Source organism: Aeromicrobium flavum, from assembly GCF_007992115.1.
Lineage (GTDB): Bacteria > Actinomycetota > Actinomycetes > Propionibacteriales > Nocardioidaceae > Aeromicrobium > Aeromicrobium flavum.
The window spans coordinates 1-26425 of record NZ_BJZQ01000004.1 but is presented as its reverse complement, the minus strand read 5'-3'; the positions used below and the strand labels follow the sequence as shown (position 1 = coordinate 26425).

At 71.9% G+C, this 26425-nt stretch carries 28 protein-coding genes; 21 read left to right on the top strand and 7 right to left on the bottom strand.

The annotated features are described in order from the left end of the window. Positions 1 to 21: 21 nt before the first annotated feature. The 5 genes from pyrE (at position 22) to AFL01nite_RS05645 (ending at position 3360) form a co-directional block, all read left to right on the top strand. Entirely contained in the window at positions 22 to 666 is a 645-nt protein-coding gene (pyrE, locus tag AFL01nite_RS05665; protein WP_146826340.1) for an orotate phosphoribosyltransferase, read from the top strand. Beyond that, on the top strand, positions 663 to 1271 hold the full coding sequence (locus tag AFL01nite_RS05660) for a TrmH family RNA methyltransferase (RefSeq protein ID WP_146826338.1): 609 nt from the start codon (positions 663 to 665) through the stop codon (positions 1269 to 1271). Before pyrE ends, AFL01nite_RS05660 begins: the two co-directional genes overlap by 4 nt. A gap of 30 nt (positions 1272 to 1301) precedes the next feature. Then, positions 1302 to 2318, top strand: a complete 1017-nt coding sequence (fbaA, locus tag AFL01nite_RS05655) for a class II fructose-bisphosphate aldolase (protein WP_146826336.1) — start codon at positions 1302 to 1304, stop codon at positions 2316 to 2318. A 172-nt stretch (positions 2319 to 2490) separates the two neighbouring features. Further along, complete coding sequence (locus AFL01nite_RS05650) at positions 2491 to 2925, top strand: universal stress protein (protein ID WP_146826334.1); 435 nt, start codon at positions 2491 to 2493, stop codon at positions 2923 to 2925. A 30-nt stretch (positions 2926 to 2955) separates the two neighbouring features. Continuing rightward, positions 2956 to 3360, top strand: coding sequence for a DUF3151 domain-containing protein (locus AFL01nite_RS05645; RefSeq protein WP_146826332.1), 405 nt, complete (start codon positions 2956 to 2958; stop codon positions 3358 to 3360). Positions 3361 to 3375: 15 nt separating this feature from the next. Here AFL01nite_RS05645 and AFL01nite_RS05640 read toward each other — a convergent pair whose 3' ends face one another. From AFL01nite_RS05640 to AFL01nite_RS05630, 3 genes are read right to left on the bottom strand one after another with little or no spacing between them, the layout of a single operon-like run. After that, on the bottom strand, positions 3376 to 4251 hold the full coding sequence (locus AFL01nite_RS05640; protein ID WP_146826330.1) for a diacylglycerol/lipid kinase family protein: 876 nt from the start codon (positions 4249 to 4251) through the stop codon (positions 3376 to 3378). 9 nt (positions 4252 to 4260) lie between these two features. After that, complete coding sequence (locus tag AFL01nite_RS05635) at positions 4261 to 5661, bottom strand: condensation domain-containing protein (protein WP_146826328.1); 1401 nt, start codon at positions 5659 to 5661, stop codon at positions 4261 to 4263. After that, positions 5658 to 7049 (bottom strand): condensation domain-containing protein, encoded by a 1392-nt coding sequence (locus AFL01nite_RS05630; RefSeq protein WP_146826326.1) that lies wholly within the window; start codon positions 7047 to 7049, stop codon positions 5658 to 5660. Before AFL01nite_RS05630 ends, AFL01nite_RS05635 begins: the two co-directional genes overlap by 4 nt. Before the next feature lie 255 nt (positions 7050 to 7304). On the opposite strand from AFL01nite_RS05630, the gene AFL01nite_RS05625 reads away from it, so the two are divergent. The 8 genes from AFL01nite_RS05625 (at position 7305) to purB (ending at position 15400) form a co-directional block, all read left to right on the top strand. Beyond that, entirely contained in the window at positions 7305 to 8588 is a 1284-nt protein-coding gene (locus AFL01nite_RS05625; RefSeq protein WP_146826324.1) for an adenylosuccinate synthase, read from the top strand. 25 nt (positions 8589 to 8613) lie between these two features. After that, positions 8614 to 9141: a hypothetical protein gene (locus AFL01nite_RS05620; protein ID WP_146826322.1), complete on the top strand. Its 528-nt coding sequence runs from the start codon at positions 8614 to 8616 to the stop codon at positions 9139 to 9141. 163 nt (positions 9142 to 9304) lie between these two features. Next, on the top strand, positions 9305 to 10267 hold the full coding sequence (locus tag AFL01nite_RS05615; RefSeq protein ID WP_146826320.1) for a hypothetical protein: 963 nt from the start codon (positions 9305 to 9307) through the stop codon (positions 10265 to 10267). Between the two features lie 4 nt (positions 10268 to 10271). After that, positions 10272 to 11015, top strand: coding sequence for a hypothetical protein (locus tag AFL01nite_RS05610; RefSeq protein WP_146826318.1), 744 nt, complete (start codon positions 10272 to 10274; stop codon positions 11013 to 11015). A 7-nt stretch (positions 11016 to 11022) separates the two neighbouring features. Next, positions 11023 to 11574: a hypothetical protein gene (locus AFL01nite_RS05605; RefSeq protein ID WP_146826316.1), complete on the top strand. Its 552-nt coding sequence runs from the start codon at positions 11023 to 11025 to the stop codon at positions 11572 to 11574. Positions 11575 to 11583: 9 nt separating this feature from the next. Continuing rightward, a complete protein-coding gene (gene purD, locus AFL01nite_RS05600) occupies positions 11584 to 12828 on the top strand; it encodes a phosphoribosylamine--glycine ligase (RefSeq protein ID WP_146826314.1) in 1245 nt (414 codons plus the stop codon). Between the two features lie 83 nt (positions 12829 to 12911). After that, positions 12912 to 13919: an Lrp/AsnC family transcriptional regulator gene (locus tag AFL01nite_RS05595; protein WP_146826312.1), complete on the top strand. Its 1008-nt coding sequence runs from the start codon at positions 12912 to 12914 to the stop codon at positions 13917 to 13919. Positions 13920 to 13978: 59 nt separating this feature from the next. Then, positions 13979 to 15400, top strand: coding sequence for an adenylosuccinate lyase (gene purB, locus AFL01nite_RS05590; RefSeq protein ID WP_146826310.1), 1422 nt, complete (start codon positions 13979 to 13981; stop codon positions 15398 to 15400). Between the two features lie 71 nt (positions 15401 to 15471). Here purB and AFL01nite_RS05585 read toward each other — a convergent pair whose 3' ends face one another. Then, positions 15472 to 16020 carry a maltokinase N-terminal cap-like domain-containing protein gene (locus AFL01nite_RS05585; RefSeq protein WP_146826308.1) on the bottom strand — a complete coding sequence of 183 codons (549 nt, stop codon included), beginning with the start codon at positions 16018 to 16020 and terminating at the stop codon, positions 15472 to 15474. 18 nt (positions 16021 to 16038) lie between these two features. Then, the gene (locus tag AFL01nite_RS05580) at positions 16039 to 17220 is read right to left on the bottom strand and encodes an MFS transporter (RefSeq protein WP_146826306.1); all 1182 of its coding nucleotides are present in this window, start codon (positions 17218 to 17220) and stop codon (positions 16039 to 16041) included. An 82-nt stretch (positions 17221 to 17302) separates the two neighbouring features. On the opposite strand from AFL01nite_RS05580, the gene AFL01nite_RS05575 reads away from it, so the two are divergent. Beyond that, positions 17303 to 18160 (top strand): phosphoribosylaminoimidazolesuccinocarboxamide synthase, encoded by an 858-nt coding sequence (locus AFL01nite_RS05575; RefSeq protein WP_146826304.1) that lies wholly within the window; start codon positions 17303 to 17305, stop codon positions 18158 to 18160. Between the two features lie 9 nt (positions 18161 to 18169). Here the strand turns inward: AFL01nite_RS05575 and AFL01nite_RS05570 are convergent, their stop codons facing one another. Next, positions 18170 to 19021 carry a serine/threonine-protein kinase gene (locus AFL01nite_RS05570; protein ID WP_146826303.1) on the bottom strand — a complete coding sequence of 284 codons (852 nt, stop codon included), beginning with the start codon at positions 19019 to 19021 and terminating at the stop codon, positions 18170 to 18172. 28 nt (positions 19022 to 19049) lie between these two features. Here AFL01nite_RS05570 and AFL01nite_RS05565 point away from each other — a divergent pair, with 28 nt between their 5' ends. The 6 genes from AFL01nite_RS05565 to AFL01nite_RS05540 all read left to right on the top strand — a co-directional run bounded on the left by AFL01nite_RS05565 (position 19050) and on the right by AFL01nite_RS05540 (position 24495). Then, a complete protein-coding gene (locus AFL01nite_RS05565) occupies positions 19050 to 19586 on the top strand; it encodes an RNA polymerase sigma factor (RefSeq protein ID WP_146826301.1) in 537 nt (178 codons plus the stop codon). 76 nt (positions 19587 to 19662) lie between these two features. Continuing rightward, entirely contained in the window at positions 19663 to 20358 is a 696-nt protein-coding gene (locus AFL01nite_RS05560; protein ID WP_146826299.1) for a hypothetical protein, read from the top strand. Between the two features lie 78 nt (positions 20359 to 20436). After that, positions 20437 to 21999, top strand: coding sequence for a long-chain-fatty-acid--CoA ligase (locus AFL01nite_RS05555; protein WP_146826298.1), 1563 nt, complete (start codon positions 20437 to 20439; stop codon positions 21997 to 21999). Positions 22000 to 22126: 127 nt separating this feature from the next. After that, on the top strand, positions 22127 to 22408 hold the full coding sequence (locus tag AFL01nite_RS05550) for a GNAT family N-acetyltransferase (RefSeq protein WP_146826296.1): 282 nt from the start codon (positions 22127 to 22129) through the stop codon (positions 22406 to 22408). Continuing rightward, the gene (locus tag AFL01nite_RS05545; protein ID WP_146826294.1) at positions 22405 to 23619 is read left to right on the top strand and encodes an Nramp family divalent metal transporter; all 1215 of its coding nucleotides are present in this window, start codon (positions 22405 to 22407) and stop codon (positions 23617 to 23619) included. The genes AFL01nite_RS05550 and AFL01nite_RS05545 overlap by 4 nt, the downstream gene beginning before the upstream one ends. 18 nt (positions 23620 to 23637) lie before the next feature. Further along, a complete protein-coding gene (locus AFL01nite_RS05540) occupies positions 23638 to 24495 on the top strand; it encodes an Fpg/Nei family DNA glycosylase (protein ID WP_146826292.1) in 858 nt (285 codons plus the stop codon). Between the two features lie 57 nt (positions 24496 to 24552). Here AFL01nite_RS05540 and AFL01nite_RS05535 read toward each other — a convergent pair whose 3' ends face one another. After that, positions 24553 to 25482 (bottom strand): DUF6801 domain-containing protein, encoded by a 930-nt coding sequence (locus AFL01nite_RS05535; RefSeq protein ID WP_146826290.1) that lies wholly within the window; start codon positions 25480 to 25482, stop codon positions 24553 to 24555. Positions 25483 to 25701: 219 nt separating this feature from the next. Here AFL01nite_RS05535 and AFL01nite_RS05530 point away from each other — a divergent pair, with 219 nt between their 5' ends. After that, positions 25702 to 26325 (top strand): hypothetical protein, encoded by a 624-nt coding sequence (locus tag AFL01nite_RS05530; RefSeq protein ID WP_146826288.1) that lies wholly within the window; start codon positions 25702 to 25704, stop codon positions 26323 to 26325. Positions 26326 to 26425 lie beyond the last annotated feature (100 nt).

Here is a 26425-nt window from a genome sequence, read left to right as displayed (position 1 = left end):
GGCGCGCCCTAGGCTGGGCCCGTGCACGACTACCAGCGCCGCTTCATCGAATTCGCCCTGGAGCACGAGGTCCTGCGCTTCGGTGAGTTCACCCTCAAGTCCGGGCGCACCTCGCCGTACTTCTTCAACGCGGGGGCCTTCGACACGGGCGCGCGGCTCGCGGCCCTCGGCGGCTTCTACGCGGACGCGATCGTGGACGGCGGGCTCGCGTTCGACGTGCTCCTCGGCCCGGCGTACAAGGGCATCCCCCTGGCGGCGGCGACCGCTGTGCGGCTGGCCGACGCGCACGACCGCGACGTGCCCTGGTGCTTCAACCGCAAGGAGGCCAAGGACCACGGCGAGGGCGGCCTCTTCGTCGGGACCGAGCCGAAGGGACGCCTGCTCGTCATCGACGACGTCATCACCGCCGGCACCGCGATCCGCGAGGTGATCGCCCTGGTCGACGGCCTCGACGCGTCCGTGGCCGGCGTCGTCGTCGCGGTCGACCGCCGCGAGCGCGGCACGGGCGAGCTGTCGGCGATCCAGGAGGTCGAGCGGGACTTCGGGATCACGGTGACGTCGATCGTCTCCTTCGACGACATCATCGAGTACCTCGAGGAGTCCGGCCGCTTCGCGGAGCACCTGCCGTCCGTCCGCGCGTACCGCGAGCGCTACGGGGTGGCGTGACCGTCGGCCCGTGGCGCGGCGCCTGGCCCGACGACCCGCGCCTCGATCCCGAGCTGCTGCGCGAGGGCGACACCCGCAACGTCGTCGACCGGTACCGCTACTGGACCGTCGACGCGATCGTCGCCGACCTCGACCGCAGCCGGCACCGCGTGAACGTCGCCATCGAGAACTGGCAGCACGACTTCAACATCGGGTCGATCGTCCGCACCGCCAACGCGTTCAACGTGGGCGGCGTGCACATCGTCGGCCGGCGTCGCTGGAACCGTCGCGGCGCGATGGTCACCGACCGCTACGTCCACGTGCAGCACCACCCCGACGTCGACGCGTTCGCCGCCTGGGCGGGGGAGGAGGGCCTCTCGATCGTGGGCGTCGACAACCTTCCCGGCGCGGTCCCGCTGGAGTCCACGCCCCTCCCGCGCGACACCGTCCTGCTGTTCGGCCAGGAGGGTCCCGGGCTCACCGACGAGGCGGCGCGCGTGTGCGAGCTGATGGTGGCGATCGCCCAGTTCGGCTCGACGCGGTCGATCAACGCCGGTGCCGCGGCGGCGATCGCGATGCATGCCTGGATCCGTGAGCATGCCGACCTGTCATCGGTGGAATACTGACCCGGACCACGAGTTCCTTCAGGAGGACCCATGCCCGTCGCCACTCCCGACGTCTACGCCGAGATGCTCGACAAGGCGAAGACCAACCACTTCGCCTACCCCGCGATCAACGTCTCCTCGTCGCAGACGCTGAACGCCGCCCTGGCCGGATTCGCCGAGGCCGGGAGTGACGGGATCATCCAGGTCTCCACCGGTGGTGCCGAGTACTTCTCCGGCCCCACCGTCAAGGACATGGTCTCGGGCTCGCTGGCGTTCGCGGCCTTCGCCCAGGAGGTCGCCAAGAAGTACCCGATCAACGTCGCGCTGCACACCGACCACTGCCCCAAGGACAAGCTCGACGGCTTCGTCCGGCCGCTGCTCGAGGCGTCGGCCGAGCGCGTGAAGGGCGGCGGCCTGCCGTACTTCCAGTCGCACATGTGGGACGGCTCGGCCGTGCCGCTGGCCGAGAACCTCGAGATCGCGCAGGACCTGCTGGCCAAGGCGCACGCCGCGAACATCATCCTCGAGGTCGAGATCGGCGTCGTCGGCGGCGAGGAGGACGGCGTCGAGGCCGAGATCAACGACAAGCTCTACACGTCGCCCGAGGACGCCATCGCCACCGTCGAGGCGCTCGGCCTGGGCGAGAAGGGCCGCTACCTCACGGCCCTCACGTTCGGCAACGTGCACGGCGTCTACAAGCCGGGCAACGTCAAGCTCCGCCCGGAGGTCCTCCAGGCCGCCCAGGAGGCCGTCGCCGCGAAGTACGGCACCGAGCGCGCGTTCGACTTCGTGTTCCACGGCGGCTCGGGCTCGCTGCCCGAGGAGATCAGCGCCGCCGTCGACTACGGCGTCGTCAAGATGAACGTCGACACGGACACCCAGTACGCGTTCACGCGTCCCGTCGCCGCGCACATGTTCCAGAACTACGACGGCGTCCTCAAGGTCGACGGTGAGGTCGGCAACAAGAAGACGTACGACCCCCGCGCCTGGGGCAAGGCCGCCGAGGCGGGCATGGCCGCGCGCGTCGTCGAGGCCTGCGAGAACCTGCGCAGCGCCGGCACGCACTGACCGCACGCGCTCGTCGACGGCGGGGACGACGTGGTCGTCCCCGCCGTTCGCGTGTCCGCCCCGGGGCGTCCCGCGGGCTGGAATCCCGCGGTCGCGCGGGCTCGTGAGCCACGGGAGCGACTAGGCTCCGGCGAGGACGCCGGCCGCCCGTTGCCGGCCTGAAGGGGGACCCATGCCCAAGATCGTCGTGACCGGAGTCGACGACTCCCCGACCGCCGCCGCCGCGGCCCGCAAGGCGGCCGTCCTGGCCTCGGCCCTCGGTGCGCGGCTGCACATCCTGTCGGCGTACGGGACGTTCGAGGCCGAGCGCATCGGCCACGGCACCGACACCATCCTCGTCAGCACCGAGCTCACCGCCAAGGGCGTGGCGCAGGACGTCTTCGCCGAGCTGCGCCGCGACTTCCCCGACCTCGAGATGACCTACGCGCCCGCCGAGGGCAACCCCGCCGACGCGCTGGTGAGCGCCGCCGAGGAGCTCGGCGCCGACGTCATCGTGGTCGGCAACAAGCGCGTGCAGGGGCTCGCGCGCATCCTGGGCAGCATCGCCCGCGACGTCGCCGCGCACGCGCCCTGCGACGTCTACGTGGCGCACACCCACCAGCGGTGACACAGCCGGCGCGCGTCTAGGCTCACGGGCATGACGAACCTTCTGGGAGAACCGCCCGAGACCCTGCTGCCGGCCGACCCCGGCGCCGAGCTGCTGGCCGAGGGTGCGGAGGCCGACGAGGTCGCCGGTCGTCACCCCGACTCCGTCGCCGCCTGGGCCCTTCTGTCCGACGCCGCGCTCGCCGCGGGTCGTGACCTCGAGGGGTACGCGTTCGCGCGCACGGCCTACCACCGCTCGCTGGACTCCCTGCGCCGCAACGGCTGGCGGGGCCACGGTCCGGTGCCGTGGTCGCACGAGCCGAACCGGGGCTTCCTGCAGTCCCTCGCGGTGCTGGCCACGGCCAGCGAGCGACTCGGCGACACCGAGGAGGCGCACCGCTGCCGCGAGTTCCTGCGCGAGTCCAGCCTCGAGGCCTACGAGGCGCTCGTCGGCTGACGTCCGGATCGGCGGTCAGCGGGGCAGGCGCATCCGCAGGCCGCCGGCCGTGACCTTCCACGCGTGCTCGGTGCGCAGCTCGGTCAGCTCGCCGTCGGTGGTGCACCGGACGGCATCGCCGACGACCCGCACGGACGTCGCCCGGGTGTAGTGGACGAACTTCGCCTCGGGGTGCGTGCCGCGCCGCAGGTGCAGGGCGTAGAGGACGCGCTGGTGCACGCGCGCGGCGAAGGCGACGGCGACGTCCATGAGGCCGTCGTCGATCACGGCGTGCGGCAGCAGCTCGCCACCGCCACCCACGAACCGTCCGTTGCCGACGGCGACCTGGGCGACGCGTCCGCTGAGGGTGGCGTCGTCGATCGTGACGTGCACGTCGGCGCTGCGGCTGAACAGGGTGGACACCGCCCCGAGCACGTACGCCAGGGGGCCGAAGGCCCACTTGACCGGCTCCGCCCGGGCCGCGGCCTCGGCCCCGATCCCGACGTGCGCGGCGTTGACGACCACGATGCCGTGGTCGTCGACGATGAGGTCGATGGCGCGCTCGGTGCCGACCGCGAGCTGGCGGGCGGCGTCGACGGGGTCCTCCGCCAGCTCGAGCGTGCGCGCGAAGTCGTTGCCGGTGCCCAGCGGCACGAGGCCCACGGCCGTGTCCGGCAGTCGACCGGCGTCGTGGAGCGCCTGCACGACCGCGTGGAGGCTGCCGTCGCCGCCCATCGCGATCACGAGGTCGACGTCGGGATGCCGGGCGAGGGCGCGACCGAGGTCGTCGGGATCCTCCGTGGCGACGTGGTCGACGTGGGCGACCCGGCGCAGGGCGCCGAGCGCCTCGGCGATCACGGTCTCGTCGGAGGTTCCTGCATCCGCATTACTGACCGCGAGCCATGAGTCCACGCCCCGACGCTACCGGTTCAGCGCCTCGCGCAGGATCGCCGACGCGTGCGTGAAGAAGCGGTCGACGTTCTCGACGGCCGTGGGGGTCTGCGGAACGCTGCACATCACGTACAGATCGGTGGGCGTGCGGTTGATCCAGACGTTGACGTCCTCGTCGTACCCCTGGCCCGTGGTGCCGTAGAACCGGTCGGCCGCCCACTGCTCCTGGCCGGGGATCATGCGGCCGTCGAGGTAGGACACGATCGCCGGCCGGCTGGCGTCGTCGGGCGAGAACCCGAACACCTCGCGGATGACCTCCATGACGCGCAGGGCGGGCACCGGCTCGCACACCCGGGCGTCGCGGAACTTCTGCCGCACGCCGCGGGCGATCTCGAAGAGCCCGTCGCCGGGACCGACCGGGATGTGGATGGGCAGGACGTTGACCATCCAGCCCATCGTGGTGAGGGTCTCGGGCGTGGTGCGCGTGGCCACGGGGTTGAGGAAGCGGTACGCGCTCTTGCCGGCCAGGTCGCGTGCGGCCATGGCGAACGACGCGTAGATCACCGACGGGAACGTGGCGCCCTCGGCGGCGGCGATCTCGTCGAGGCGGTCGCACTCCTCGCCGGTGAGGATGTCGTAGTCCATCGGGATGAGCCAGAACCGCTCGCCCTCGGGGATCCCGAGGTCCATCGGGAAGCCGTCCTTCTGGCCGGCGCCGTCCATCGCGTAGTCGGCCCAGAACTGCATCGCCGGGTGGTCGATCCCGTACTGCTGGGCGTCGGCGCGCTCCTCCTGGGCGTAGGTCATGTAGCCCTTGGTCTCGGGCAGCTCGGTGTGGGGGCGGCCCGTCTCGGCGGCGTACAGCTGCGAGAGCTCCATGTACGCCAGCAGCACGCTGAACCCGTCGCCGTAACAGTGGTCGAGGCCGCAGAAGATCGTCGAGCGGTCGGTGCCGGACACGCCGGCGATCGCGTAGCCGAAGTTGTCGATCGGGTCGACGGCGTCGGTGAACTGCTTCAGGATCACCTGGTTGACCCCGTCGCCCGAGTGCATGCCCAGCGGCGTGACCGACAGGGTCAGCTGCTCCGGGGCGATGGCGTGGCGGGTCATCTCGCCGTTGGGGTCCTCGGGGTTGTCACGGAACGTGCCCCACATGACCTCGTGGCGCTGCACCCACCGCGTGGCGGCGCGCTGAAGCGCGTCGACGTCGAGGGTGCCGGGCACGTCGAAGCACAGGCCCAGCCAGTTCGCGTCGGCGGATCCGGCGCGCTCCATCGCGCGGCGCAGCCGGACGTGCTGGTCCTGCATGTACGACGGGCGCTGGTCGTTGGCCGGCGCCGCGGCCAGGGCGCTGCGGGACTCGTCGGACGGACGGAGCAGGAACACCTCGCCGTCGATCGTCTCGAGCTCCTCGATCCGCGCCATCCTCATGCCAGGGCCTCCATCGGGTCGTTGACCTGCCGGGTGACGGCGGTCATCTGCTCGCGCATGCGTCCCATGACGCGGTCGAGGAACTCGGTGCACGGGGCGGTGTCGGGCGCGCGGTGCGCCAGCTCCATGCCGTAGGGCATCGCGTTGATGTAGATGTGCATCTCGTCGCTGGGCTCGACCTCGCCGAGGAAGACGGTGGAGTCCATCTCCTCCCAGCCGTCGCGGCCGGGCACGTGGCGCGAGTCCATGAACGACAGGACGGTGGCCGGGCGCATCGAGGTGCCGAGCAGCTGGTTGGCCAGCGGCAGCGGGACGGTCTCGGCGGTCTTGCCGAACTGCCAGGCCTCGGCGGTCCGTCGGATGACCTCGAGCAGCGGCAGGTCACGCCCCACGTCGACGGTCATCGGGACGATTCCGGAGAACCAGCCGATGGCCTCGTGCCACTCGGGCCGGGTGCGGTTGTGCGTCGACATCAACACGGTGATGGCGGCGTCGTCCTCCTCGGCCACCATCGCGCGCAGCAGGACGGCGGTGTAGGCCAGCGGCTGGGGCACGCGGTGCTGGTGGCACCAGTCCTCGAACGCCTGGCTCAGCCGCGGCCCGGCGAAGGTGGGGAAGCGGAGCCGGTGGCGGATCTCGTCACCACGACGCACGCCCGTGGCGCGCGGCAGCCCGGGGAGGTTGCCCGAGACGTCGGCCGCGCGGCGCCACGGCTCGAGCGCCGGGGAGTCGGGGCTGATGGCGTCCTGGGCCGCGCGCTGGTCGACGGCGAAGTCGACGTAGCTGCCGACCGGGGCCGGCAGCGGCGCGTGGTTGATCTCGGCCTCGAGGTGCTGCTTGAGCTCGCCCATCGTCAGGTACGCGCTGTAGCCGTCGAACGTCACGTGGTCGAACGCCGCGAACACGGTGATGTCGCCGTTCGGCTCGGTGACGGTGAGGACGGTCGCCGCGGGCCACGACAGGGGGCCGGTGCGGTCGTCGAGCTCGGCCATGACGGCGTCGAACGTCTCGCCGCGGTCGTCGAAGGTACCCAGGTGCCGGGGCTGGAAGCCGATCAACTCGGGGTCGATGATGCGGCGCTCGAAGCTGCCGTCCTCACGCCGCACGAACATGCAGCGCAGGCTCTCGTGGCGGGCGCAGAAGCGGCGCAGGGTGCCGGCGAACGAGACGAAGTCGGCGCCGTGCAAGGTGGCGCGCAGGCCGATCCACGGGTTGACCTCGTCCTCGGGCTGGCGCGGCACACCGGCCACCTCGAGCCGTCGCTCCTGGTCAGGGGTCACGGGTCGGGGATCGGGCGCGGTCGTCGCGAACGCGCGCAGGGTCGAGGACCGCGGCACCCACAGATGGACATCGCCCGCTGGGACGAGTGTCAGACGGTGGGGATGCATGGGGGTCCTCCTTCGGCCGCCGGATGGTGCCCGGGGGGAGTGTTGCAACTCACCGTTACACGAGCAGTTGCATGGAGGCTACTGCACTTTGGCGTGACGTCCATCACGTTGTCTCAATTGGCACATCTGACTGAATTTCCGGCCCTGACGTCCCGTGAGCCCCACGTCGAACCCCCGCACCGCCTCCCCTCGCTAGGATTGACGGGCAAGAGCCCCCGTTGCGGGGCTTTCCGTCTGGTGGAGGGGTGGCATCGCATGCCCGCAGTCGTGATCGTCGGAGCCCAGTGGGGAGACGAGGGCAAGGGCAAGGCGACCGACCTCCTCGGCAGTCGCGTCGACTACGTCGTGAAGTTCAACGGCGGCAACAACGCCGGCCACACCGTCGTCATCGGTGACGAGAAGTACGCCCTGCACCTGCTGCCCAGCGGCATCCTCTCGCCCGGTTGCGTCCCCGTCATCGGCAACGGCGTCGTGATCGACCTCGACGTCCTGTTCCAGGAGATCGACGGCCTGAACGCCCGCGGCATCGACACGTCGCAGCTGCTCGTCAGCGCCAACGCGCACGTCATCGCCGACTACAACCGCACGCTCGACAAGGTCAACGAGCGGTTCCTCGGCAGCCGCAAGATCGGCACCACCGGCCGCGGGATCGGCCCCACCTACGCCGACAAGATGAACCGCCTCGGGATCCGCATCCAGGACCTCTTCGACGAGAAGATCCTGCGCGCCAAGGTCGAGGGCGCCCTGGACCTGAAGAACCAGATCCTGACCAAGATCTACAACCGTCGCGCCGTGTCGGCCGACGAGATCGTCGAGACGCTGCTGGGCCACGTGGAGCGGCTGCGCCCGATGGTCGCCGACACGACGCTGGTGCTCGAGCAGGCGCTCAAGGCCGACAAGACCGTGCTGCTGGAGGCCGGCCAGGCCACCTTGCTCGACGTCGACCACGGCACCTACCCGTTCGTGACCAGCTCCTCGGCCACCACCGGCGGCGCCTGCACCGGCTCGGGGATCCCGCCCACGCGCGTCACCCGGGTGATCGGCATCGTCAAGGCCTACGCGACCCGCGTCGGCGAGGGTCCCTTCCCGACCGAGCTGTTCGACGAGGACGGCGAGCGCCTGCGCACCAACGGCGGCGAGTTCGGCACCACGACGGGTCGTCCGCGGCGCTGCGGCTGGTACGACGCGCCCGTGGCTCGGTACGCCGCGCGGATCAACGGCGTGACCGACTTCGTCCTGACCAAGCTCGACGTGCTCACCGGCTGGGACCAGATCCCGGTCTGCGTCGCGTACGACGTGGACGGCGAGCGGGTCGACGAGATGCCCATGACGCAGACCGGGTTCCACCACGCGAAGCCGATCTACGAGTACTTCCCGGGCTGGCACGAGGACATCAGCGCCGCGCGCGAGTTCTCCGACCTCCCGGCGAACGCCCAGGCCTACGTCCGGGCGGTCGAGGCCATCAGCGGCGCGCGGATCAGCACCGTGGGCGTGGGTCCGGACCGCGAGCAGACGATCGTCCTGCACGACCTGCTCTGACAGACGACGAGAACGGGGGAGTTCTGTGACCGAGGTGAGCCACACGCAGCGGTTCTTCCGCTGGACCCGGTGGGGACCGGTGCACATCGCGCGGCGCCGCGATGCGATCGACGCCACGATCGGCGACGTGACGGTGACGATGGACATCACCGACCGCCGGCCCGTCCGCGAGCAGCAGGAGAGCCGGTTCCACGACCTCTTCGCCGACGGGGTCCCGATCGCCCTCAACGGACGTCAGGTCGCCACGGTGTCCAGCGTCCCGAACGGCCCCGTGGGCCTGCTGCGCCGGCAACGGCACGAGATCACCGGCGACCCCTCGTTCGTCCTGCCGGGCATGCACTTCACGAACCGGGCGCTGCCCACGCTGCTGACGCTGCGCTGCGACGCCGGCACCCTGGTGAGCTCACGCCGCTGGGCGTCGCCGATCAACATGGCGGTGGCGGAGTGGTCGTTCGTGCGCGAGTACGACATCATCGCGCCGCGCGTCGCCCGCGACACGAGGCCCGAGCACATCGCCCTGTGGATGGTGATGAGCCAGAAGCAGTCCTGGTGACGCCGCGCCCCGAGGCACGGTGCACGCAGACTGCGGCGCCCCGGCAGTTGACGTGGCACTATTCGTTCCCGGGGCATCACGTCGGTGGTGACTCCGCGCCCGGGCCGAGGGGACCCGGCGTGAGCACCTGGTGTGCTGGTTCGGTGATGGGGGAGCTGCTGCGATGACCGTTGAACTCGACTACACGAAGCTGACCCGCGCTGCCGGGCGGGCGGAGGGCCTCGCGTCCTCGATCCGCACGCAGGCGACCGCGGCGCGCAGCGCGAGTCCGATCGCGCTGCCCAGCCTGGAGGGGATCGAGCAGAAGGCCACGTACCTGGAGGAGCAGGCCGACGTCCTGTACGGGCTGGCCGACCTCGCCGTGCTGTTGGACGACTCGGGGCAGGTCGACCTGCCCGTGGCGGACGTCCGCGACAAGCTCGGCGAGCTGCTGGGCTCGTACCTGCTGGCCGAGTTCGGCAACAACTTCGGCTTCGGCGACGACGACGACTTCCCCCTGATCGCCGTGGCCACGGGCCTGATGAAGATGAAGAAGATCAGCCAGGGCGTCGCACCGATCGCCCAGACCAGCAAGCTCAACATCAAGATGTACGAGAAGCTGATGGCTCGCGGCGGCCGCGCGGGGAAGTGGGCCGAGTGGATGCTCTCCGGCGGAGCGAAGCACCAGGCTCCTCCGAAGTCGCTGCTCAAGGCACCGAAGTGGATGGTCGGCAAGACCCTCCCCGACGGGTCGTTCGTCAAGGGCAAGATGCCCGCCGCCGGCTGGGCCGACCCGCTGGCGAAGGGGGCCAAGGGCGGCCTCGCCGCCATGCGCGGGCTGGGCATCGTGGGCGGCGTCGCGAGTACCGGCATGGGTGCGTACGACCTCTACCAGCAGGGCAATCCGGTCGAGGCGTTCGAGCGTGAGGGTGCCGGGTACGTCGCGGACGTCGCCGAGACCGCGTTCAGCGCCTCCAGCACCGCGTTCCTCATCGCGCCGAACCCTGTGACCGCCACCCTCGCCGTGGGCAGCGGGCTGGTCTGGGCGGGCGCCGAGGTCGTCGACAACTGGGACGACATCAGCGAGCGGGCGTCCGACCTCGGGGAGGCGGCCTCGAAGGCCTGGGACAAGGTCACCCCGTGGTGATCCGATGAACGACGACACTGCCAAGACTGGAGCTGCTGTGCCTCATCTCGACGAGACCTTCCTGCAACTGACGGTCGGCTACGACGACCTCCTGCTGCTGGCGGAGGTCCACGCCGGCGCCACCGCCCCCGGCGACGTGCCCGGTCGCCTGCGCGAGGCGGGGCTCGTCGGTCCCGCGGGCCTGAACCCCACGGCCGCGGGTCTCGTCGAGGTCGCCGTGGCGCCGGCCCGCTCGGTCGTGGTCGAGCGGTTCGACGGGTCGACCCTGTCGCCGATGTTCATCGGCTGGCTGCCCGACGGACGCGCCACCACGAGTGCCCCGGACGCCGAGGGTGCCGTCGTCGTGACGGCCACCGAGTTCGGCCTGTTGCGCGACCAGCTGCGCCAGTGGCTGGGCATCTTCGAGCGTGAGGTCGCCGACGACCGCCAGACCCTCAGCACCGACACCACCGTGATCGACGCGGCCGTCTCGGCGCGCGGTGTCGAGGCCACCGGTGTCGACGCCCTGGACGAGGTCATCGCGAACTGGCGCCTCGCGTGGCGGGCCAACGGCAACTGGGCCCAGCGCCCGATCGACGCGAGCGTCACGATCGTCGACGCCGGCACCCAGGGTTGGTACCGCGTCGACCACCCGCCGCGCCACGGGGCCGAGCCGGTCGACGTCACGCTCGTGCCGCTCGACCTGGACGCCGTCCTCACGGTCCTCGGTGACGTGGTCACCGGGCGCAACACCCACACGGACGAATGACCGGCCGATGACCGACTCGCTCATGACCGAGCCGCCCACGCGCGAGGACTCCGCGGGCCTGACGCGGCTCCTGCTCGTCCTCGAGCGCCAGTGCTCGCGACCCGAGGCGATGGCGGGCCTCTTCAGCGGCATCGGTGCGCGCGGTGTCGTGGTGGCGGTGTCCACCGCGATGTCGGAGCCGTCCCGGGACGACGTCGTCGGCTGGGACCGCCTCCCGGAGCTGCTCCGCGACGGCCTGCACGCGGCGGCGTCCTGGCCCGAGTTCGACGCGGAGCGGTTCGGCGCCGACCTGGCCGGCCTCCTGCGCGACGAGGACGCCGACCGGCGGGCCACCGTCTCGGCCGTCACGTCGTTCCTGCTCGCGTCCGGCCGGTACGACGCCGGCCTGCTGGGCGGGTGGAGCCGGGCGTTCGACGAGCTGAGCCTGCCGCAGGACCTGCCGCTGACGTGGGGCAGCTTCCTCACCGGCGGCGACGAGCCGCGGCCGTGGAGCGCCCTGGCCCTCGTGGCGCGCGATCGGGCGGCCGCGGATGGACCGGGCGGCGACGGCGCTCGCTAGGCTCGGCGCGTGAAGGTTCTCGTCATCGGCACCGGCGGCCGCGAGCACGCCCTGGCCCTGGCCCTGTCCCGCGACCCCCAGGTCACCGAGGTGCACGCCGCCCCCGGCAACCCGGGCATGACCGCCGTGGCCACGCTGCACCCGGTCGACCCGCTCGACGGCGCGGCGGTCGCCGACCTCGCCTCGCGGGTCGGGGCCGACCTCGTGGTCGTGGGCCCGGAGGCCCCGCTCGTCGCGGGCGTGGCCGACGCGGTCCGCGAGGTGGGGATCGCCTGCTTCGGGCCGAGCGCCGCGGCGGCCCAGATCGAGGGGTCGAAGGCGTTCGCCAAGCAGGTCATGGCCTCGGCCGACGTCCCCACGGCGATGGCGCGCGTGTGCGAGACCCCCGAGCAGGTGGCCGACGCACTGGACACCTTCGGACCCCCGTACGTCGTCAAGGACGACGCGCTGGCCGCCGGCAAGGGCGTCGTCGTCACCGAGGACCGCCAGGAGGCCGTCGACCACGCCGCCTCCTGCGACCGGGTCGTCATCGAGGAGTTCCTCGACGGCCCCGAGGTCTCGCTGTTCGCGATCACCGACGGCTCGACCGTGCTGCCGCTGCAGCCCGCCCAGGACTTCAAGCGGGCCCGTGACGGCGACGAGGGCCCCAACACCGGTGGCATGGGGGCCTACACGCCACTCGCGTGGGCGCCCGACGACCTCGTGACCGAGGTGACCCGACGCGTCCTCGTGCCCACCGTCGAGGAGATGGCTGCTCGCGGCACCCCGTTCCAGGGACTGCTCTACGCCGGCCTCGCCCTCACCTCCCGCGGCACGAAGGTCGTGGAGTTCAACGCACGGTTCGGCGACCCCGAGACCCAGGCGCTGCTGTCGCTGCTCAGGACGCCGCTGTCGGCGCTGCTGCACGGCGCCGCCACCGGGTCGCTCGCCGACGTCGGCCTGCCGCAGTGGCACGACGGCGCGGCGGTCACGGTCGTCGTCGCGGCGGAGGGCTACCCCGAGGCGCCGGTCGCGGGCGACCGCATCGAGGGCCTCGACGCGGCGAACGCGCTCGAGGGCGTCGACGTGATCCACGCCGGCACGAAGATCGACGAGGACGGTGCGCTGGTGACCTCCGGCGGTCGTGTCCTGTCGGTCACCGCGGTCGGGGCCGATCTGGACGAGGCGCGGCGTCGTGCCTACGCCGGGGTCGACCTCGTCGAGATCCGCGGTGCCCACCATCGCAGGGACATCGCCCTGTCGCCCCTGCGCTGAATTCCGTCACCAGAACTGGGGCAGATGTGCCAGAACCGTCATCCCCCGACGCCCCTGACCGGCAGACCGATATCGTCCGACGCATGTACGGATCCCACCAGTCCCTGCCGGAGCTCCCGGAGATCGACCTGGCGCTCGTACACGCGTTGCAGATCGCGCCACGCGCCCCCTGGAGTGCGATCGCCCGCACCATCGGCGTCGACCCGGCCACCGCCGCCCGGCGGTGGGACCGCCTCGTCGAGGAGCGACTGGCGTGGTTCGTGGTGCGCCCCAGTGCCGAGCAGCTCGCGCCCGACCGCGACGGCGTGGTGCTCAAGCTGCGGTGCCGCCCCGGCACCGAGGTCCGCGTCGCCGAGCGGATCGCGAAGGTGCCCGACGTCTACGCCGTCGACCTGCTGGGCGGGGACGACGACGTGGCCGTCGTGCTCATCGGCCGCGGCCTCGCCCCGATGCGCGAGGCGGTGCACGCGCTCGTGGGCGACGACCCCGACGTGTTCGCGACCCGGATGTTCTTCCTGGCGCAGGTGCACAACGAGGACACGCAGTGGCGCCTCGACATCCTCGACGAGGAGCAGCAGCGCAGCTTGGCGCGCCCGCAGGGTGGCGCGACGACGCCGCCGAGCGACGAGGTGCTCAAGGAGATCACGAAGATCCTGATGGAGGACCCCCGGATGTCCGTCGCGGACATCGGCCGCCGGCTCGACAAGCCCGAGCCGACCGCTCGGCGCATGCTCGACCGGGTGCTGCGGTCGCGGGCGCTGCGGCTGGGCTGCGACGTCGTCGCATCGGCCGGTGGCGCCGGCCGCGCCGTGATGCTCGAGGTCTGCTGCGACGACCCGCGGAAGGCCGGCGCCGTGATCGGGGCGGAGCCGTACGTCGTGCGGTGCGCCGCCGTGGTGGGCCCGGCGAACCTGGCCCTGGTGGCACGGGTCTCGAGCCTGGGTGAGGTGTTCGACCTCGAGGCCCGCGCGGCCGAGCTCGTGCCCGGCTGGCGGGTCAAGGACCGGTCGACGATCGTGCGCAGCGTGAAGCGTCAGGGCCAGGTCCTGGACGACGAGGGCCGGGTCGTCCGGCCGTGCCCGGTCGGCTGACCGCTCTCGTGGACTGAGCGCCGTCCCGGAGCGGGCGGTCGCCCTGCGACAATGGGCCGGTGACCACTCCGAACGTCCTGGCCTCCCGTTACGCCTCCGCCGAGCTGGCCCGCATCTGGTCGCCCGAGCACAAGATCGTCCTCGAGCGCCAGCTGTGGATCGCCGTCCTGAAGGCCCAGCGCGACCTCGGGATCGAGACCCCCGACGGCGTGATCGAGGCGCACGAGGCCGTCGTCGACCAGGTCGACCTGGAGTCCATCGCCGCGCGCGAGCGGGTGACCCGTCACGACGTGAAGGCGCGCATCGAGGAGTTCGCCGCCCTCGCCGGCAGCGAGCACATCCACAAGGGCATGACGTCGCGCGACCTGACCGAGAACGTCGAGCAGCTGCAGGTGCGGGAGTCGCTGGCGCTGCTGCGCGACCGCGCCGTCGCGGCCCTGGCCCGACTCGGCCGGCTGGCGGGGGAGAACGCCGAGCTCGTCATGGCCGGCCGCAGCCACAACGTGGCGGCCCAGGCCACCACCCTCGGCAAGCGCTTCGCGACGACCGCCGACGAGCTGCTCGTGGGGATCGAGCGCGTCGAGGAGCTCATCGCGCGGTACCCGCTGCGCGGCATCAAGGGCCCGGTCGGCACCGGCCAGGACATGCTCGACCTGCTCGGCGGCGACGAGACGAAGCTGGCCGACCTCGAGCAGCGCGTCGCCGCGCACCTGGGCTTCGAGCGCACGCTGACCAGCGTCGGCCAGGTCTACCCGCGGTCGCTGGACTTCGACGCGATCAGCTCGCTCGTGCAGCTGGTGGCCGCCCCGTCGAGCCTGGCGCTGACGATCCGCCTGATGGCCGGCAACGAGCTCGTCACCGAGGGCTTCAAGCCCGGCCAGGTCGGCTCGTCGGCCATGCCGCACAAGATGAACACCCGCTCGTGCGAGCGCGTCAACGGCCTCGCTGTCGTGCTGCGGGGCTACGCCTCGATGGTCGGCGAACTGTCGGGCGACCAGTGGAACGAGGGCGACGTGTCGTGCTCGGTCGTGCGCCGGGTGGCGCTGCCGGACGCGTTCTACGCCGCCGACGGACTCTTCGAGACGTTCCTGACCGTCCTGGACGAGTTCGGGGTCTTCCCGGCCGTCATCCAGCGCGAGCTCGACCGCTACCTGCCGTTCCTGGCCACGACCAAGGTGCTCATGGCCGCGGTCCGCCACGGCGTGGGCCGCGAGTCCGCCCACGAGGCGATCAAGGAGCACGCGGTCGGCGTCGCCCTGCAGATGCGCGAGCAGGGCACCGCCGAGAACGACCTGCTCGACCGCCTCGCCGGCGACGACCGTCTCGGGTTGACCGCCGACGACCTGCGCCGTCTCGTCGCCGAGCCGCTCACCTTCACCGGTGCCGCCACGTCGCAGGTCGCGGCCGTCATCGCCCAGGCGGAGACGGTCCTGCAGCGCCACCCCGAGGCCGCCGCCTACGCCCCGGGCGCGATCCTCTGACGAAGCGCTGGCAGTGACGTTCGCGGGGTGTCGCACGGCGTGTCGACCCCCGGAACGTCACGCCCAGCGGTTCAGGTGAGCCAGGCCAGGACCACGGGGTCGGGCTGTTCGGCCCAGGTCGCGGTGAGGATGCCGGAGGCCTCCGTCGGGCCGGAGGGGTGCAGGAGGCGGGCCACGTGCAGTGAGCCGTCGCCGCTGCCGCTGCCGCGGACCGAGGCGGTGAACGGGCGCCGGGCGATGGGGGTGCCGTCCGGCTGCAGCATCGTCACCTCGGTGCCGGCCTCGCGGATCACGCGGGACGCCTCCGCGACGTAGACCGGGTCGCTCGCGGCGTCGTACACCCAGCGGTGTCCCAGGACCGAGTGCTCGAGCTCGCCCACCAGCACGCTCCCGTCGACCGGGGCAGAGCGGTACGTCAGCGGCGCCTGGAGCACGGTGTCGCCGACGCGGAACAGGAACGTCTCGATGCCCACCTCGCCCGCGGGGTCGTCGAAGCGGAAGCTCGCCTCGAAGTCGGGGACCGCAGCGCCCTCGGGCCACCACGGCTGGGCCGGGAGCCAGGCGCGCAACAGCTCGGCCTTGGACGGAGTCAGCTCTGAGGTCGGATGCACGATGCCCATGGCGTCATCGTGGCACGATCAGGCGGCGCGGGTCAGTCGTGAGGCGAGGACGGCAGCGACGAGGGACAGCAGCGCCGCACCGATGATCGGCGCCAGGTCGTAGGCGGAGTAGAGCCCGGCGCCGAGCACCGGTCCCGCGACGTAGGTGAGGCCGACGGTCGCGGACAGCTGGCCCGCGACGGCGGCGTGCTCCGAGGGCTCGACGGCCAGCGTGGCGCCGGCGTTGTACCCGGGCAGGGCGAGCCCCAGTCCCGCCGCGATCACGACCATCACCGGCAGCAGCGTCGCGGTCGACGTGGCGAACATCGCCCCGACGTAGCCCAGGGCGGCCAGCAGGCTGCCGGCCACCAGCAGGCCGCGAGGGCCGCCGGGCACCCGCGGCGCCACGAAGGCCTGCGTGGCGGCGAACCCCACGCCGATCAGGACGCCGGCGACGGCCACCACCTGGGCCGTCTCGGTGTCGCTCAGGCCGAGCCGGTCCTGCACGAGGAAGCCCAGGATGATCTCGACGAGGGCCAGCCCGAGGAACAGCGCGCCGCCGGCGACGAGGTAGGGCAGGACGCGCGGGTCACGGAAGCCGAGTCGCTCGCGCTCGGGACGCTGCTGGCGCTCGGGCGCGGGCAGCAGCCACACGGCCACGAGGGTGGCGCCGACCAGCACGGGGGCGAGGTGCACCGGCAGCAGCAGGCCGCCGATCGCGGCGAGGCCGCCCAGCGCCGGCCCGATGACCAGCGACAGGCCCTGGGCCGCACCGAACGCGCCCATCGCCTTGGTGCGCGCGACCGCTCCGTCGCTGGTGGACGCGAGGTATGTGAGGCCCGCCACGGGGACGGCGGCGAAGCCCAGGCCGTAGAGGACGCCGCGGGTGAGCGCGAAGGCCGTCAGCACGACCGCGCGGGGAAGCTCCTCCCGAGCGGCGATCTCGGTCATCACCGCGAAGCCGACCGCGCCGAGGGTGGCCAGCACGAGCCCGCGCACGAGGACGGCGTGCACGCCGATGCGGTCGACCTCGCGGCCCCACCACGGCCCGCTGATCACGAGCATGGCGGCCGAGAGCGTCATCACGGCGCCGAGGTCGACCTCGCCGAGGCCGACGAGGCGGGTGACCGGCGCGAGCACCGGGACGAGCATCCCCTGCGCGCTGTAGACCACGAGGGCCGACACCAGGAGGGTCGTCGTCAGGGCCCGGGTGGAAGACACCGGGCCAGCCTGCCATACCTGTAACTCGAATTTACGCGGGATCCGCCACGTCGGTGGGCGGGCCGACCTCTAGCCTGATCCCATGCCGCTGGAGATCCCCGGAGCCACCCACCTGCACTCGGGCAAGGTGCGCGACCTGTACACGTACGGCGACGACCTGCTGATGGTCGCGTCCGACCGCGTGAGTGCCTACGACTTCATCCTCGAGCCCGGGATCCCCGACAAGGGCGAGATCCTCACCCGGATGAGCCTGTGGTGGTTCGACCAGCTGGCCGACCTGGTGCCGCACCACGTGGTCAGCACCGACGTCCCGGCCGTGGTCGCGGGACGCGCGCTGGTCGTCGAGCGGCTCGACATGTTCCCCGTCGAGTGCGTGGCGCGCGGCTACCTGACCGGGTCGGGCCTGGTCGACTACCGCGAGACCGGCGCGGTCTGCGGCATCCCGCTGCCCGACGGCCTGGTGGACGCCTCGCGCCTCGACACCCCGATCTTCACCCCGGCGACGAAGGCCGAGCTGGGCGAGCACGACGAGAACGTCTCGTTCGAGGCGGTCGTCGAGACCGTCGGCGCCGAGATGGCCGAGCGCCTGCGCGACCTGACGCTGACCGTCTACGGCCGGGCCGAGGAGATCGCCCGCGAGCGCGGCATCATCCTCGCGGACACCAAGCTGGAGTTCGGCGCGCGGCCGGACGGCACGATCGTGCTGGCCGACGAGGTCCTGACGCCCGACTCCTCGCGCTTCTGGCCCGCCGACCGGTACCAGCCCGGGCAGGCGCAGCCCAGCTACGACAAGCAGTTCGTGCGCGACTGGCTGACCGGCGAGTCGGGCTGGGACCGCGCCTCCGACACCCCGCCGCCGCGCCTGCCCGACGAGATCGTCGAGCGCACCCGCGACCGGTACATCGAGGCCTACGAGCGGCTCACCGGCCTCACCTGGTGACTGCTCGGCTCAGCCGAGCCACCACGTCGTGACCGCGGCCACGACGAACGCCAGTGCCATGACCGGGGCGACGAGCCACGGCGACACGAAGGACCGGGGTGCGTGCTCGGTCGACTCCAGCAGCTCGGCCAGCGCGGCGGCCGAGGCCGGACGGTCCTCGGGCCTGACCGCGAGCGCCGCGGCGAGCGCGGCGTCGACCCGTGGCCCGGCGCCGGCGGGAGCGACGCGGTCGTTCGCGGTGCGTCCGAGCGGGCCGTCGAAGGGCAGCCGGCCGGTGACCAGCTCGTGCGTCAGCACGCCGAGTGCGTAGACGTCGGTGCGCGCGTCCAGTGGCCGTCCGTACGCCTGCTCGGGGGCCATGTAGGCCGGGGTGCCGGTGGTGACGGTGATCCCGCTGGCCTCGGCCAGTCGCTTCGCACTGCCGAGGTCGCTGACCAGGACCGCGCCGCCGGCCGACACCAACAGGTTCGAGGGCTTGACGTCGCGGTGGAGCACGTCGTGGTCGTGCAGCGCCTGGACCGCGTGACACGCCGCGACCGCCGCCGCGATCGCCTCCTCCACGCTGACGTGTCCGACCCGGTCGGCCAGGGTCCCGCCCGGCACGAAGTCCATGACGAAGTAGGGCCGGTCGTCCTGGACGCCGACGTCGTGCACGCGCACGACCCGGGCGTCGTCGATCCGGCGCAGCAGCCGGGCCTCCTCGAGGAACCGCTCGCGGACGTCGGCGTGGTGGGCCCAGTTGTCGGCCAGCACCTTGACGGCGACCTCGACGTCGAACTCGGGGTCGTACCCGCGCCACACCGTCGCGAAGGCTCCGACCCCGTGCACGGAGTCGAGCCGGTACCGTCCGATCTGTCGCATCGGAACCAGTATCGGGTCAGGAGGGACGGTGGACGTCGAGACACCCCTCGTCGACCGCGCGCGATCCGGTGATCGCGCGGCCCTCGAGGCGCTGCTGGGGCAGGTGCGGCCGCTCGTGCTGCGCCGCTGCCGGCGGATCCTGCCTCATCCGCAGGACGCCGAGGAGGCCACCCAGGACGCCCTGCTGGCCATCGCCACGAAGCTCGACTCGTGGTCCGGCCGCGGCGCCTTCGAGGCCTGGGCCGGCATGATCGCGACCAACCAGGCGCGGATGACCTACCGGACGCTGAAGCGGCGGTTCGACGAGCGCGGCCTGGACGCGGTGCCCGAGGCGGCCGATCCGGCGCGCACGAGCGTGATGGCGGGCACGCGGTTGGACCTGCTGGACGCGATCGAGGCACTCGAGGTCAGGCATCGTGAGACGGTCGACGCGCTGGTCATGCGCGATCTCGGCGGGTTGACGTACGACGAGATCGCGACGATCCTCGCCGTGCCGCTGGGCACGGTGAAGGCGCGGATCCACACGGCTCGGGGGTTCCTGCGCGACCGGCTGTCGGCCGGATGAGAACTCGGGACAACTTTCCGGGTGCCGGCGGCATCAGGAGAGTGAGACCGCCAGGGCGGCGGTCGGTGAGGACACCATGAACCGCAAGATCGCAGCCGCACTCGTCGCCGCCAGTGTCGTGGCCGGCATCGGCGCCGGCTTCACCGCGCGCCAGTGGGACGCCCGCCCGGCCTCGGCCGCCGTCCGAGAGGACGCGACGTCCGCACCCACCACGGCGCCGACCAAGGGCAGCGACCTCCAGGCCGCTCGCAGCGACCGCCGGGGCCCCTCCTGGTCGCCGGCCGACCCCATCGGCCCGGACGGCGAGGCACTGGCTATCGGCGACGTCGTGCCCGGGGCCATCGAGCCGATCTTGGTCGGCACGCCGGTCGACGACGCCGTGGCCACCGGCCTGGTCGAGCGTGACGACAGCGGCAAGGTCTGTGAGGGCACGCGGTACGTCTGGGCCGGCGACCTGGCGGACGGCTTCGACCTCCAGGTGCGCCCGGACGGCACGATCGCCTCGCTGGGCATGCGCAAGGACGGCGCCGAGACCGCGCAGGGCATCTCGGTCGGCAACAGCTACGGATTCCTGCGGCGCGCCTACGGCACCGCCCTGTCGGACCCGGAGGAGGCGGGCTACTCCCAGACCGGGCTGTTCGTGAGGGAGGGGAGCCGGTGGATCGGCTTCCTCTTCGACGAGAATCCCGAGCGGCTCTCCGACGGCGCGCGGATCACGATGGTCGAGGTGACCGAGGGCGACAAGCCGAGCCTGATGCGCGACGGCTGCTGAGGGCGGGCGATTCCGGGGCGTGTGCGCTTCGTTACAGTGCGTGGGTAACGAAGGCCACACCCCCGGAAAGAAGCTACCGTGACCAACCTCGCCGCGATCCTCGACGACACGACCGCGAAGTACCCCGAGCGCACCGCCATCGTCTTCGGCGACACGCGCCTGAACTACGCCCAGCTCAACGGCGCGGCCAACCAGGTGGCCAACCTGCTCGTCTCGCGCGGCATCAAGCCCGGTGACAAGGTCGCGATCTCGATCCCGAACCTGCCCTACTTCACGATCGCCTACTTCGGCATCCTCAAGGCCGGCGCCGCGGTCGTCCCGCTGAACGTCCTGCTGTCCGAGCGCGAGGTCGCCTACCACCTGGACGACTCCGACGCCGTCGCGTTCATCGCGTTCGAGGGCACGCCCGACCTGCCGATCGGCGACCGCGCCTGGGCCGGCTTCAACGAGGTCGAGGGCTGCAAGGAGTTCTTCCTGATCAAGCTCGACTCGGCCGCGCCGGAGCCGATGGAGCCCCCGGAGTACTACGGCCCGCTGGTCGCCCAGCAGTCGCCGCAGTTCACCACGGTCGAGCGCGACGACGACGACACCGCCGTCATCCTCTACACGTCGGGCACCACGGGCCAGCCCAAGGGCGCCGAGCTCATGCACCGCAACCTGCTCGCCAACGCCGGCCTGGGCGTCTCGCTGTTCGGCGCGTCCGAGGAGGACCCCGACACCTACCTGGCCGTCCTGCCGCTGTTCCACATCTTCGGCCAGACGGTCATCCAGAACAGCGCCGTCCTCTACGGCGGCACGATCGTCTACCTCCCGCGCTTCGAGCCCGACGCGGCCATGTCGCTGCTGCTGAAGGAGAAGATCACCTTCTTCGCCGGCGTCCCCACGATGTACTGGGGCCTGCTGCAGGCGCTCGCGGCGTCCGACGGCGGCGTCGACGTCGAGTCGATCGCCAAGAACATGCGCGTCGCCGCATCCGGCGGCGCCGCCCTGCCGGCCGACATCCACCGCCAGTTCGAGGAGAAGTTCGGCATCGTCATCCAGGAGGGCTACGGCCTGTCGGAGACGTCGCCGGTGGCCTCGTTCGGCGTGCGCGGCGAGCCCGTCCGGGTCGGCTCGATCGGTCGCGCCGTCGAGGGCGTCGAGATGAAGCTCATCAACGACGACTGGAGCGACGTGCCGCACGACCCCGAGGCGATCGGCGAGATCGCCATCAAGGGCCACGGCATCATGAAGGGCTACTACAACCGCCCCGCCGCCACCGCGGAGGCGATCCGGGACGAGTGGTTCCGCACGGGCGACCTCGCCCGCAAGGACGACGACGACTACTTCTACATCGTCGACCGCAGCAAGGACATGATCATCCGCGGCGGCTACAACGTGTACCCGCGTGAGCTCGAGGAGGTGCTGATGACGCACCCCGCGGTCTCGCTGGTCGCGGTCATCGGCGTCCCGCACGAGTCCCACGGTGAGGAGATCAAGGCCGTGGTCGTCAAGAACGCCGACGACGCCACCACCGAGGCCGAGCTGCGTGAGTGGGCCAAGGGCCAGTTCGCGCAGTACAAGTACCCGCGCATCGTCGAGTTCCGCGACGCGCTGCCGATGACGGCCACGGGCAAGATCCTCAAGCGCGAGATCGACTGACACCCGCCCCCCACGACGAACGGGTGCCCGCTGCCATCGGCAGGGGGCACCCGTTCGGTCGTCCCGGGCGCGGCGAGCGCGCCTGAGACGCGCGGCGGGTGGCACGCGAGTGTGGCAGGGTCGAGCCATGACGGTCGAAATCACGCACCACGAGGCGGATGGGCAGTACGAGATCGCGGTCGACGGCGAGACGGCCGGGCACACCGAGGCCCGGGTCGAGGGCGACGTCGTCGTCTTCCCCCACACCGTGATCGACGAGCGGTTCGAGGGCCAGGGCCTGGCGAGCCAGCTCGTGGCCCACGCGCTCGACGACGTCCGCTCGCAGGGCAAGAAGGTCCGCGCGACCTGCAGCTACGTCAAGCACTACATCGAGAAGCACCCCGAGTACCAGGACCTGCTGGCCGGGTGACGCACGCGCTCCGCCGCCGCGTCGTCCTGCTGGGCCCGGCGTTCATCGCGGCTGTCGCGTACGTCGACCCCGGCAACGTCGCCACCAACCTGACCGCCGGGGCGCAGTTCGGGTACACGCTCGTCTGGGTCATCGTGCTGGCCAACCTGATGGCCGTGCTGATCCAGTACCTCTCGGCCAAGCTCGGCCTCGTCACGCGCCGGTCGCTCGCGGCCCAGGTGGGCGGGCGCATCCCGACGAGAGCACGCTTCGCCTACTGGTTGCAGGCCGAGGGCATCGCGATCGCGACCGACCTGGCCGAGGTGATCGGCGGCGCGATCGCGTTCCAGCTGCTGTTCGACCTGCCGCTGCCGCTGGGCGCGGTCCTGACCGCCGTCGTCGCGATGCTCGTGCTGATGATCGGCGACCGCCGGGGTCAGGGGACGCTCGAGCGCGTCATCGTCGGCTTCCTGCTGCTGATCGCGGTGGGCTTCCTGGCCGGGCTGGTGGTCGGGCCCCCGTCGGCCGGCGGCGTCGCGGGCGGGTTGGTGCCGCGGTTCGACGGTGCCGAGAGCGTGCTGCTGGCCTCGGGCATCGTCGGGGCGACGGTGATGCCGCACGCGGTCTACCTGCACTCGAGCCTCACGGCCGACCGGCTCGGCCGGCGCGGCGAGCACACGTCCGTGCGCGAGCTGCTGGCGGCCACGCGCACCGACGTCGTCCTCGCGCTGATCCTGGCCGGGGTGCTGAACCTGGGGCTGCTGCTGATGGCCGCCGCGAACCTGCAGGGGATGCCGGGCACCGACACGATCGCCGGCGCCCACGACCTGATCGGCAGCGAGATCGGTGCCGGTGTCGCGTTGCTGTTCGCCGTGGCGCTGCTGGGCTCGGGCATTTCGTCCACCTCGGTCGGCAGCGCCGCCGGCGCCGAGGTGATGCGCAGCCTCACGCCGTGGAACCTGACGCCCGTGGTGCGCCGGATGATCACGCTGGTCCCGGCGCTCGCGATCCTGCTGGCGGGCATCGATCCCACCCGGGCGCTGGTCGTGTCCCAGGTGGTCCTGTCGATGGGGATCCCGTTCGCGGTCGTGCCGCTGGTGTGGCTCACCTCGTCGTCGACGGTGATGGGGGAGTACGTCAACCGGCGACTCACCACCGCCCTGGCGGCGCTGGCCGCGTCGGCCATCGTCGCGCTCAACGTCGTGCTGCTGTGGCTGACGTTCGTCGGCTGATGCTCCTAGGCTGGCGCCATGCCTGAGATGCCCGAGGTCGAGGCGCTGGTGCGCTGGCTCGGCGAGAAGCTCGACGGGGCCGTCGTGGCCGAGATCGAGCCCGCGTCGTTCGCGGTGCTCAAGACGTACGACCCGCCGGTCTCGGCGTTCGCGGGGCTGACCGTCTCGGGCGTGCGCCGGCACGGCAAGTTCATCGACATCGACGTCGACGGCCTGCACCTGGTGATCCACCTCGCGAAGGCCGGCTGGCTGCGCTGGAGCGACCGGTTCGGCGACGGGCGGGTCAAGATGGGCGGACCCATCGCCCTGCGCCTGCGGGTCGACCGCGGCGAGGGCCCGCACGAGGGCTTCGACCTCACCGAGGCCGGCACGCGCAAGGGGCTGGCGGTCTACGCCGTGCGCGACCCGCGCGAGGTGGCGGGCATCGAGCGGCTCGGTCCCGACCCGCTGGCGCCGGGGTTCGAGCTGCGTCCCCTGCTGCAGCGCCGGATGCAGGTCAAGCGGCTGCTGCGCGACCAGTCCGTCATCGCGGGCATCGGCAACGCCTACAGCGACGAGATCCTGCACGCGGCCCGGCTCTCGCCCTTCGCGATCGCGGAGAAGCTCGACGACGACGAGGTCGCGCGGCTTGAGGCGGCGGTCACCACGGTGCTCGCCGAGGCCGTCGCGGCGGCCGACGGCAAGCCGGCCGCCCAGCTGAAGGACGCCAAGCGCGAGCGGATGCGCGTGCACGGCCGGGCCGGCGAGGCCTGCGACGTCTGCGGCGGCACCATCGCCGAGGTGGTCTTCGCCGACTCCTCGCTGCAGTACTGCCCCACGTGCCAGACCGGGGGGCACCTGCTCAAGGACCGCAGCACCTCGAAGTTCCTGAAATAGGCGAAGGGGGCGAGCGCCTCGCGGCGCCCGCCCCCTTCGGTCAGGGACGTGACAGGGTCACTTCTTCTTGACGGTGACCGCGACCTTCACGCGGGCGCTGCCGCCCTTGCCGTCCTTCACGGTGACGTAGAAGGAGGCCTTGCCCTTGAAGTTCTTGCGCGGCTTGAACTTGAACTTCGGGCCCTTGCCGATGACCTTGCCGGCCTTCTTGGAGACCTTGCCGGCCTTGTAGGTCAGGCGATCGCCGTTGGGGTCCTTGGCCTTGACGACGAAGGACTTCGCCTTGTTCTTCTTGGTGACGACCTTGATGGTCTTCTTGCCGACGATGCGCGGCGCGGCGTTCGGCGCCTTGACCACCGTGATCGTGCCGAGGGCGCGATCGGCCGGGCCGACGCAGGTCAGCGTCGAGGGGATCGGGCCCTCGCCGGTCTGGATGGTCGCTCCGATGGTGAAGTTGGCCGGCACGCCGAGGGCGACGGAGCCGGTGGCGTACTTCGGGGCGGTGATGGCCGGCACGGTGCCCGCGGCCGGGATCTTCCACGGCGCGTTGGCGACCTGCGGGATCGCGGTGTTGGGCGCGGCGAGGCGCGGGATCCGGACGGACGACGACTTGCCGCCGGTGGTGAGGACCAGGGCGGCGTCCGTGGAGGCGCCGGACGCGGCCGTGCCGTCGAGCAGGTCGACCGTGGACTCGCGCAGCTTCTCGGGCATCGTGAGCGTGATCTTGACGGCCCGCGAGGGGATCGTCTGGCCCGGGTAGACGGTGGTCGGCACGGTGGTCGAGATCGCGACACCGATGTTGTGCTGGCGGAGGTTCAGGCCTCCGGCGACCACGTTGCAGTCGTAGACGAAGTCCTTCGCGAGCGTGACGTCGGCGGCGTTCGCGGAACCGGCGCCGGCCAGCGACATCGCGCTGGCCATGCCGGCGATCAGGCTGACGGACAAGGGCGCGGCCAGGCGGCGCGCCGCACGGGGTGTTCGGGTCACGGGTGAACCTTTCGGGTGAACGAGCCTCGCAAGGGTGGGATTTCGCGAGGAGCGGAACGGTGGAGGCAGCAGCGTAACAAGGTTTTAACTGTGAGTTAAGACACGTTCGCGAACGGGGATCCCGGTGTCGTCACTGCTGGTCCCATGTGTCACTCACGCCCCATGCGAGAGCACGGATGGGTCGCATGGCGGCGTGGGTCGGCCGCCTAGGCTGACGGTATGGGCATCGGGAGGACGGGACGTCGCGTCAACGCAGCGGTCGGCGGGCTCGCCGGTCGCGTGGACGGCCGCACCGCCGAGATCGCCGCGCGCGCAGCGAAGGTGCTGACGCTCGCCGTCCGGGTGCTGCGGTGGCCGACGCTGGCGTTGCTGGTCGCCTCCGCGCCCTTCGTCCTGGGGCTCGGCCTCATCATGCTGGCTGCGGACGACGTGTGGCTGCAGGTCGTCTCGGGCGCGCCCTTCGCGGGTGGTGCTGCGGTCTGGAGTGCGTTCGCCTGGCGGCGCCATCGGATCCTCGAGGCTGTCGGCGACGAGCAGCAGTTCGCCACCGAGCTGGGCGTGGCCGTCGCCATGAGCGACGACGTCGCCGAGGCGCGGCAGGCGCTCGGGCAGCTGGCCGGAACGAACGGCGGAGTCCGGGTGTTCTCGCGGTTGAAGGGGCTGGGGCGAGGCCTCGGCGTCGGTCCGGGCGTCCTGCAGGGGGCCGGCGACCTGCCGCGCGCCCGCTGGTTCTTCCCGCCGAAGATCGGCACCACGATCACGCTCACCTTCGCCGCCCTGTGGCTCGTGCCGATCTCGTTCGTGAGCTGCCTGCTGCTGGCCATCGCCCTCGCCGCCCGCTGACCCCCCACCTCCGCGAGTGGCGCAGTTCGGCCCGCCCCACCTCCGCGAGGCGCGCAGTTCGGCCCGCCCCACCTCCGCGAGTGGCGCAGATTCGCCCGCC

What these genes read in the sequence shown, in the direction of transcription:
- fbaA (WP_146826336.1), top strand. Translation starts at nt 1,302, where the DNA reads ATGCCCGTCGCCACTCCCGACGTCTACGCCGAGATGCTCGACAAGGCG.
- AFL01nite_RS05650 (WP_146826334.1), top strand. Translation starts at nt 2,491, where the DNA reads ATGCCCAAGATCGTCGTGACCGGAGTCGACGACTCCCCGACCGCCGCC.
- AFL01nite_RS05645 (WP_146826332.1), top strand. Translation starts at nt 2,956, where the DNA reads ATGACGAACCTTCTGGGAGAACCGCCCGAGACCCTGCTGCCGGCCGAC.
- AFL01nite_RS05635 (WP_146826328.1), bottom strand. Translation starts at nt 5,661, where the DNA reads ATGAGGATGGCGCGGATCGAGGAGCTCGAGACGATCGACGGCGAGGTG.
- AFL01nite_RS05630 (WP_146826326.1), bottom strand. Translation starts at nt 7,049, where the DNA reads ATGCATCCCCACCGTCTGACACTCGTCCCAGCGGGCGATGTCCATCTG.
- AFL01nite_RS05625 (WP_146826324.1), top strand. Translation starts at nt 7,305, where the DNA reads ATGCCCGCAGTCGTGATCGTCGGAGCCCAGTGGGGAGACGAGGGCAAG.
- AFL01nite_RS05615 (WP_146826320.1), top strand. Translation starts at nt 9,305, where the DNA reads ATGACCGTTGAACTCGACTACACGAAGCTGACCCGCGCTGCCGGGCGG.
- AFL01nite_RS05610 (WP_146826318.1), top strand. Translation starts at nt 10,272, where the DNA reads ATGAACGACGACACTGCCAAGACTGGAGCTGCTGTGCCTCATCTCGAC.
- AFL01nite_RS05605 (WP_146826316.1), top strand. Translation starts at nt 11,023, where the DNA reads ATGACCGACTCGCTCATGACCGAGCCGCCCACGCGCGAGGACTCCGCG.
- AFL01nite_RS05595 (WP_146826312.1), top strand. Translation starts at nt 12,912, where the DNA reads ATGTACGGATCCCACCAGTCCCTGCCGGAGCTCCCGGAGATCGACCTG.
- AFL01nite_RS05585 (WP_146826308.1), bottom strand. Translation starts at nt 16,020, where the DNA reads ATGGGCATCGTGCATCCGACCTCAGAGCTGACTCCGTCCAAGGCCGAG.
- AFL01nite_RS05575 (WP_146826304.1), top strand. Translation starts at nt 17,303, where the DNA reads ATGCCGCTGGAGATCCCCGGAGCCACCCACCTGCACTCGGGCAAGGTG.
- AFL01nite_RS05570 (WP_146826303.1), bottom strand. Translation starts at nt 19,021, where the DNA reads ATGCGACAGATCGGACGGTACCGGCTCGACTCCGTGCACGGGGTCGGA.
- AFL01nite_RS05560 (WP_146826299.1), top strand. Translation starts at nt 19,663, where the DNA reads ATGAACCGCAAGATCGCAGCCGCACTCGTCGCCGCCAGTGTCGTGGCC.
- AFL01nite_RS05550 (WP_146826296.1), top strand. Translation starts at nt 22,127, where the DNA reads ATGACGGTCGAAATCACGCACCACGAGGCGGATGGGCAGTACGAGATC.
- AFL01nite_RS05540 (WP_146826292.1), top strand. Translation starts at nt 23,638, where the DNA reads ATGCCTGAGATGCCCGAGGTCGAGGCGCTGGTGCGCTGGCTCGGCGAG.
- AFL01nite_RS05530 (WP_146826288.1), top strand. Translation starts at nt 25,702, where the DNA reads ATGGGCATCGGGAGGACGGGACGTCGCGTCAACGCAGCGGTCGGCGGG.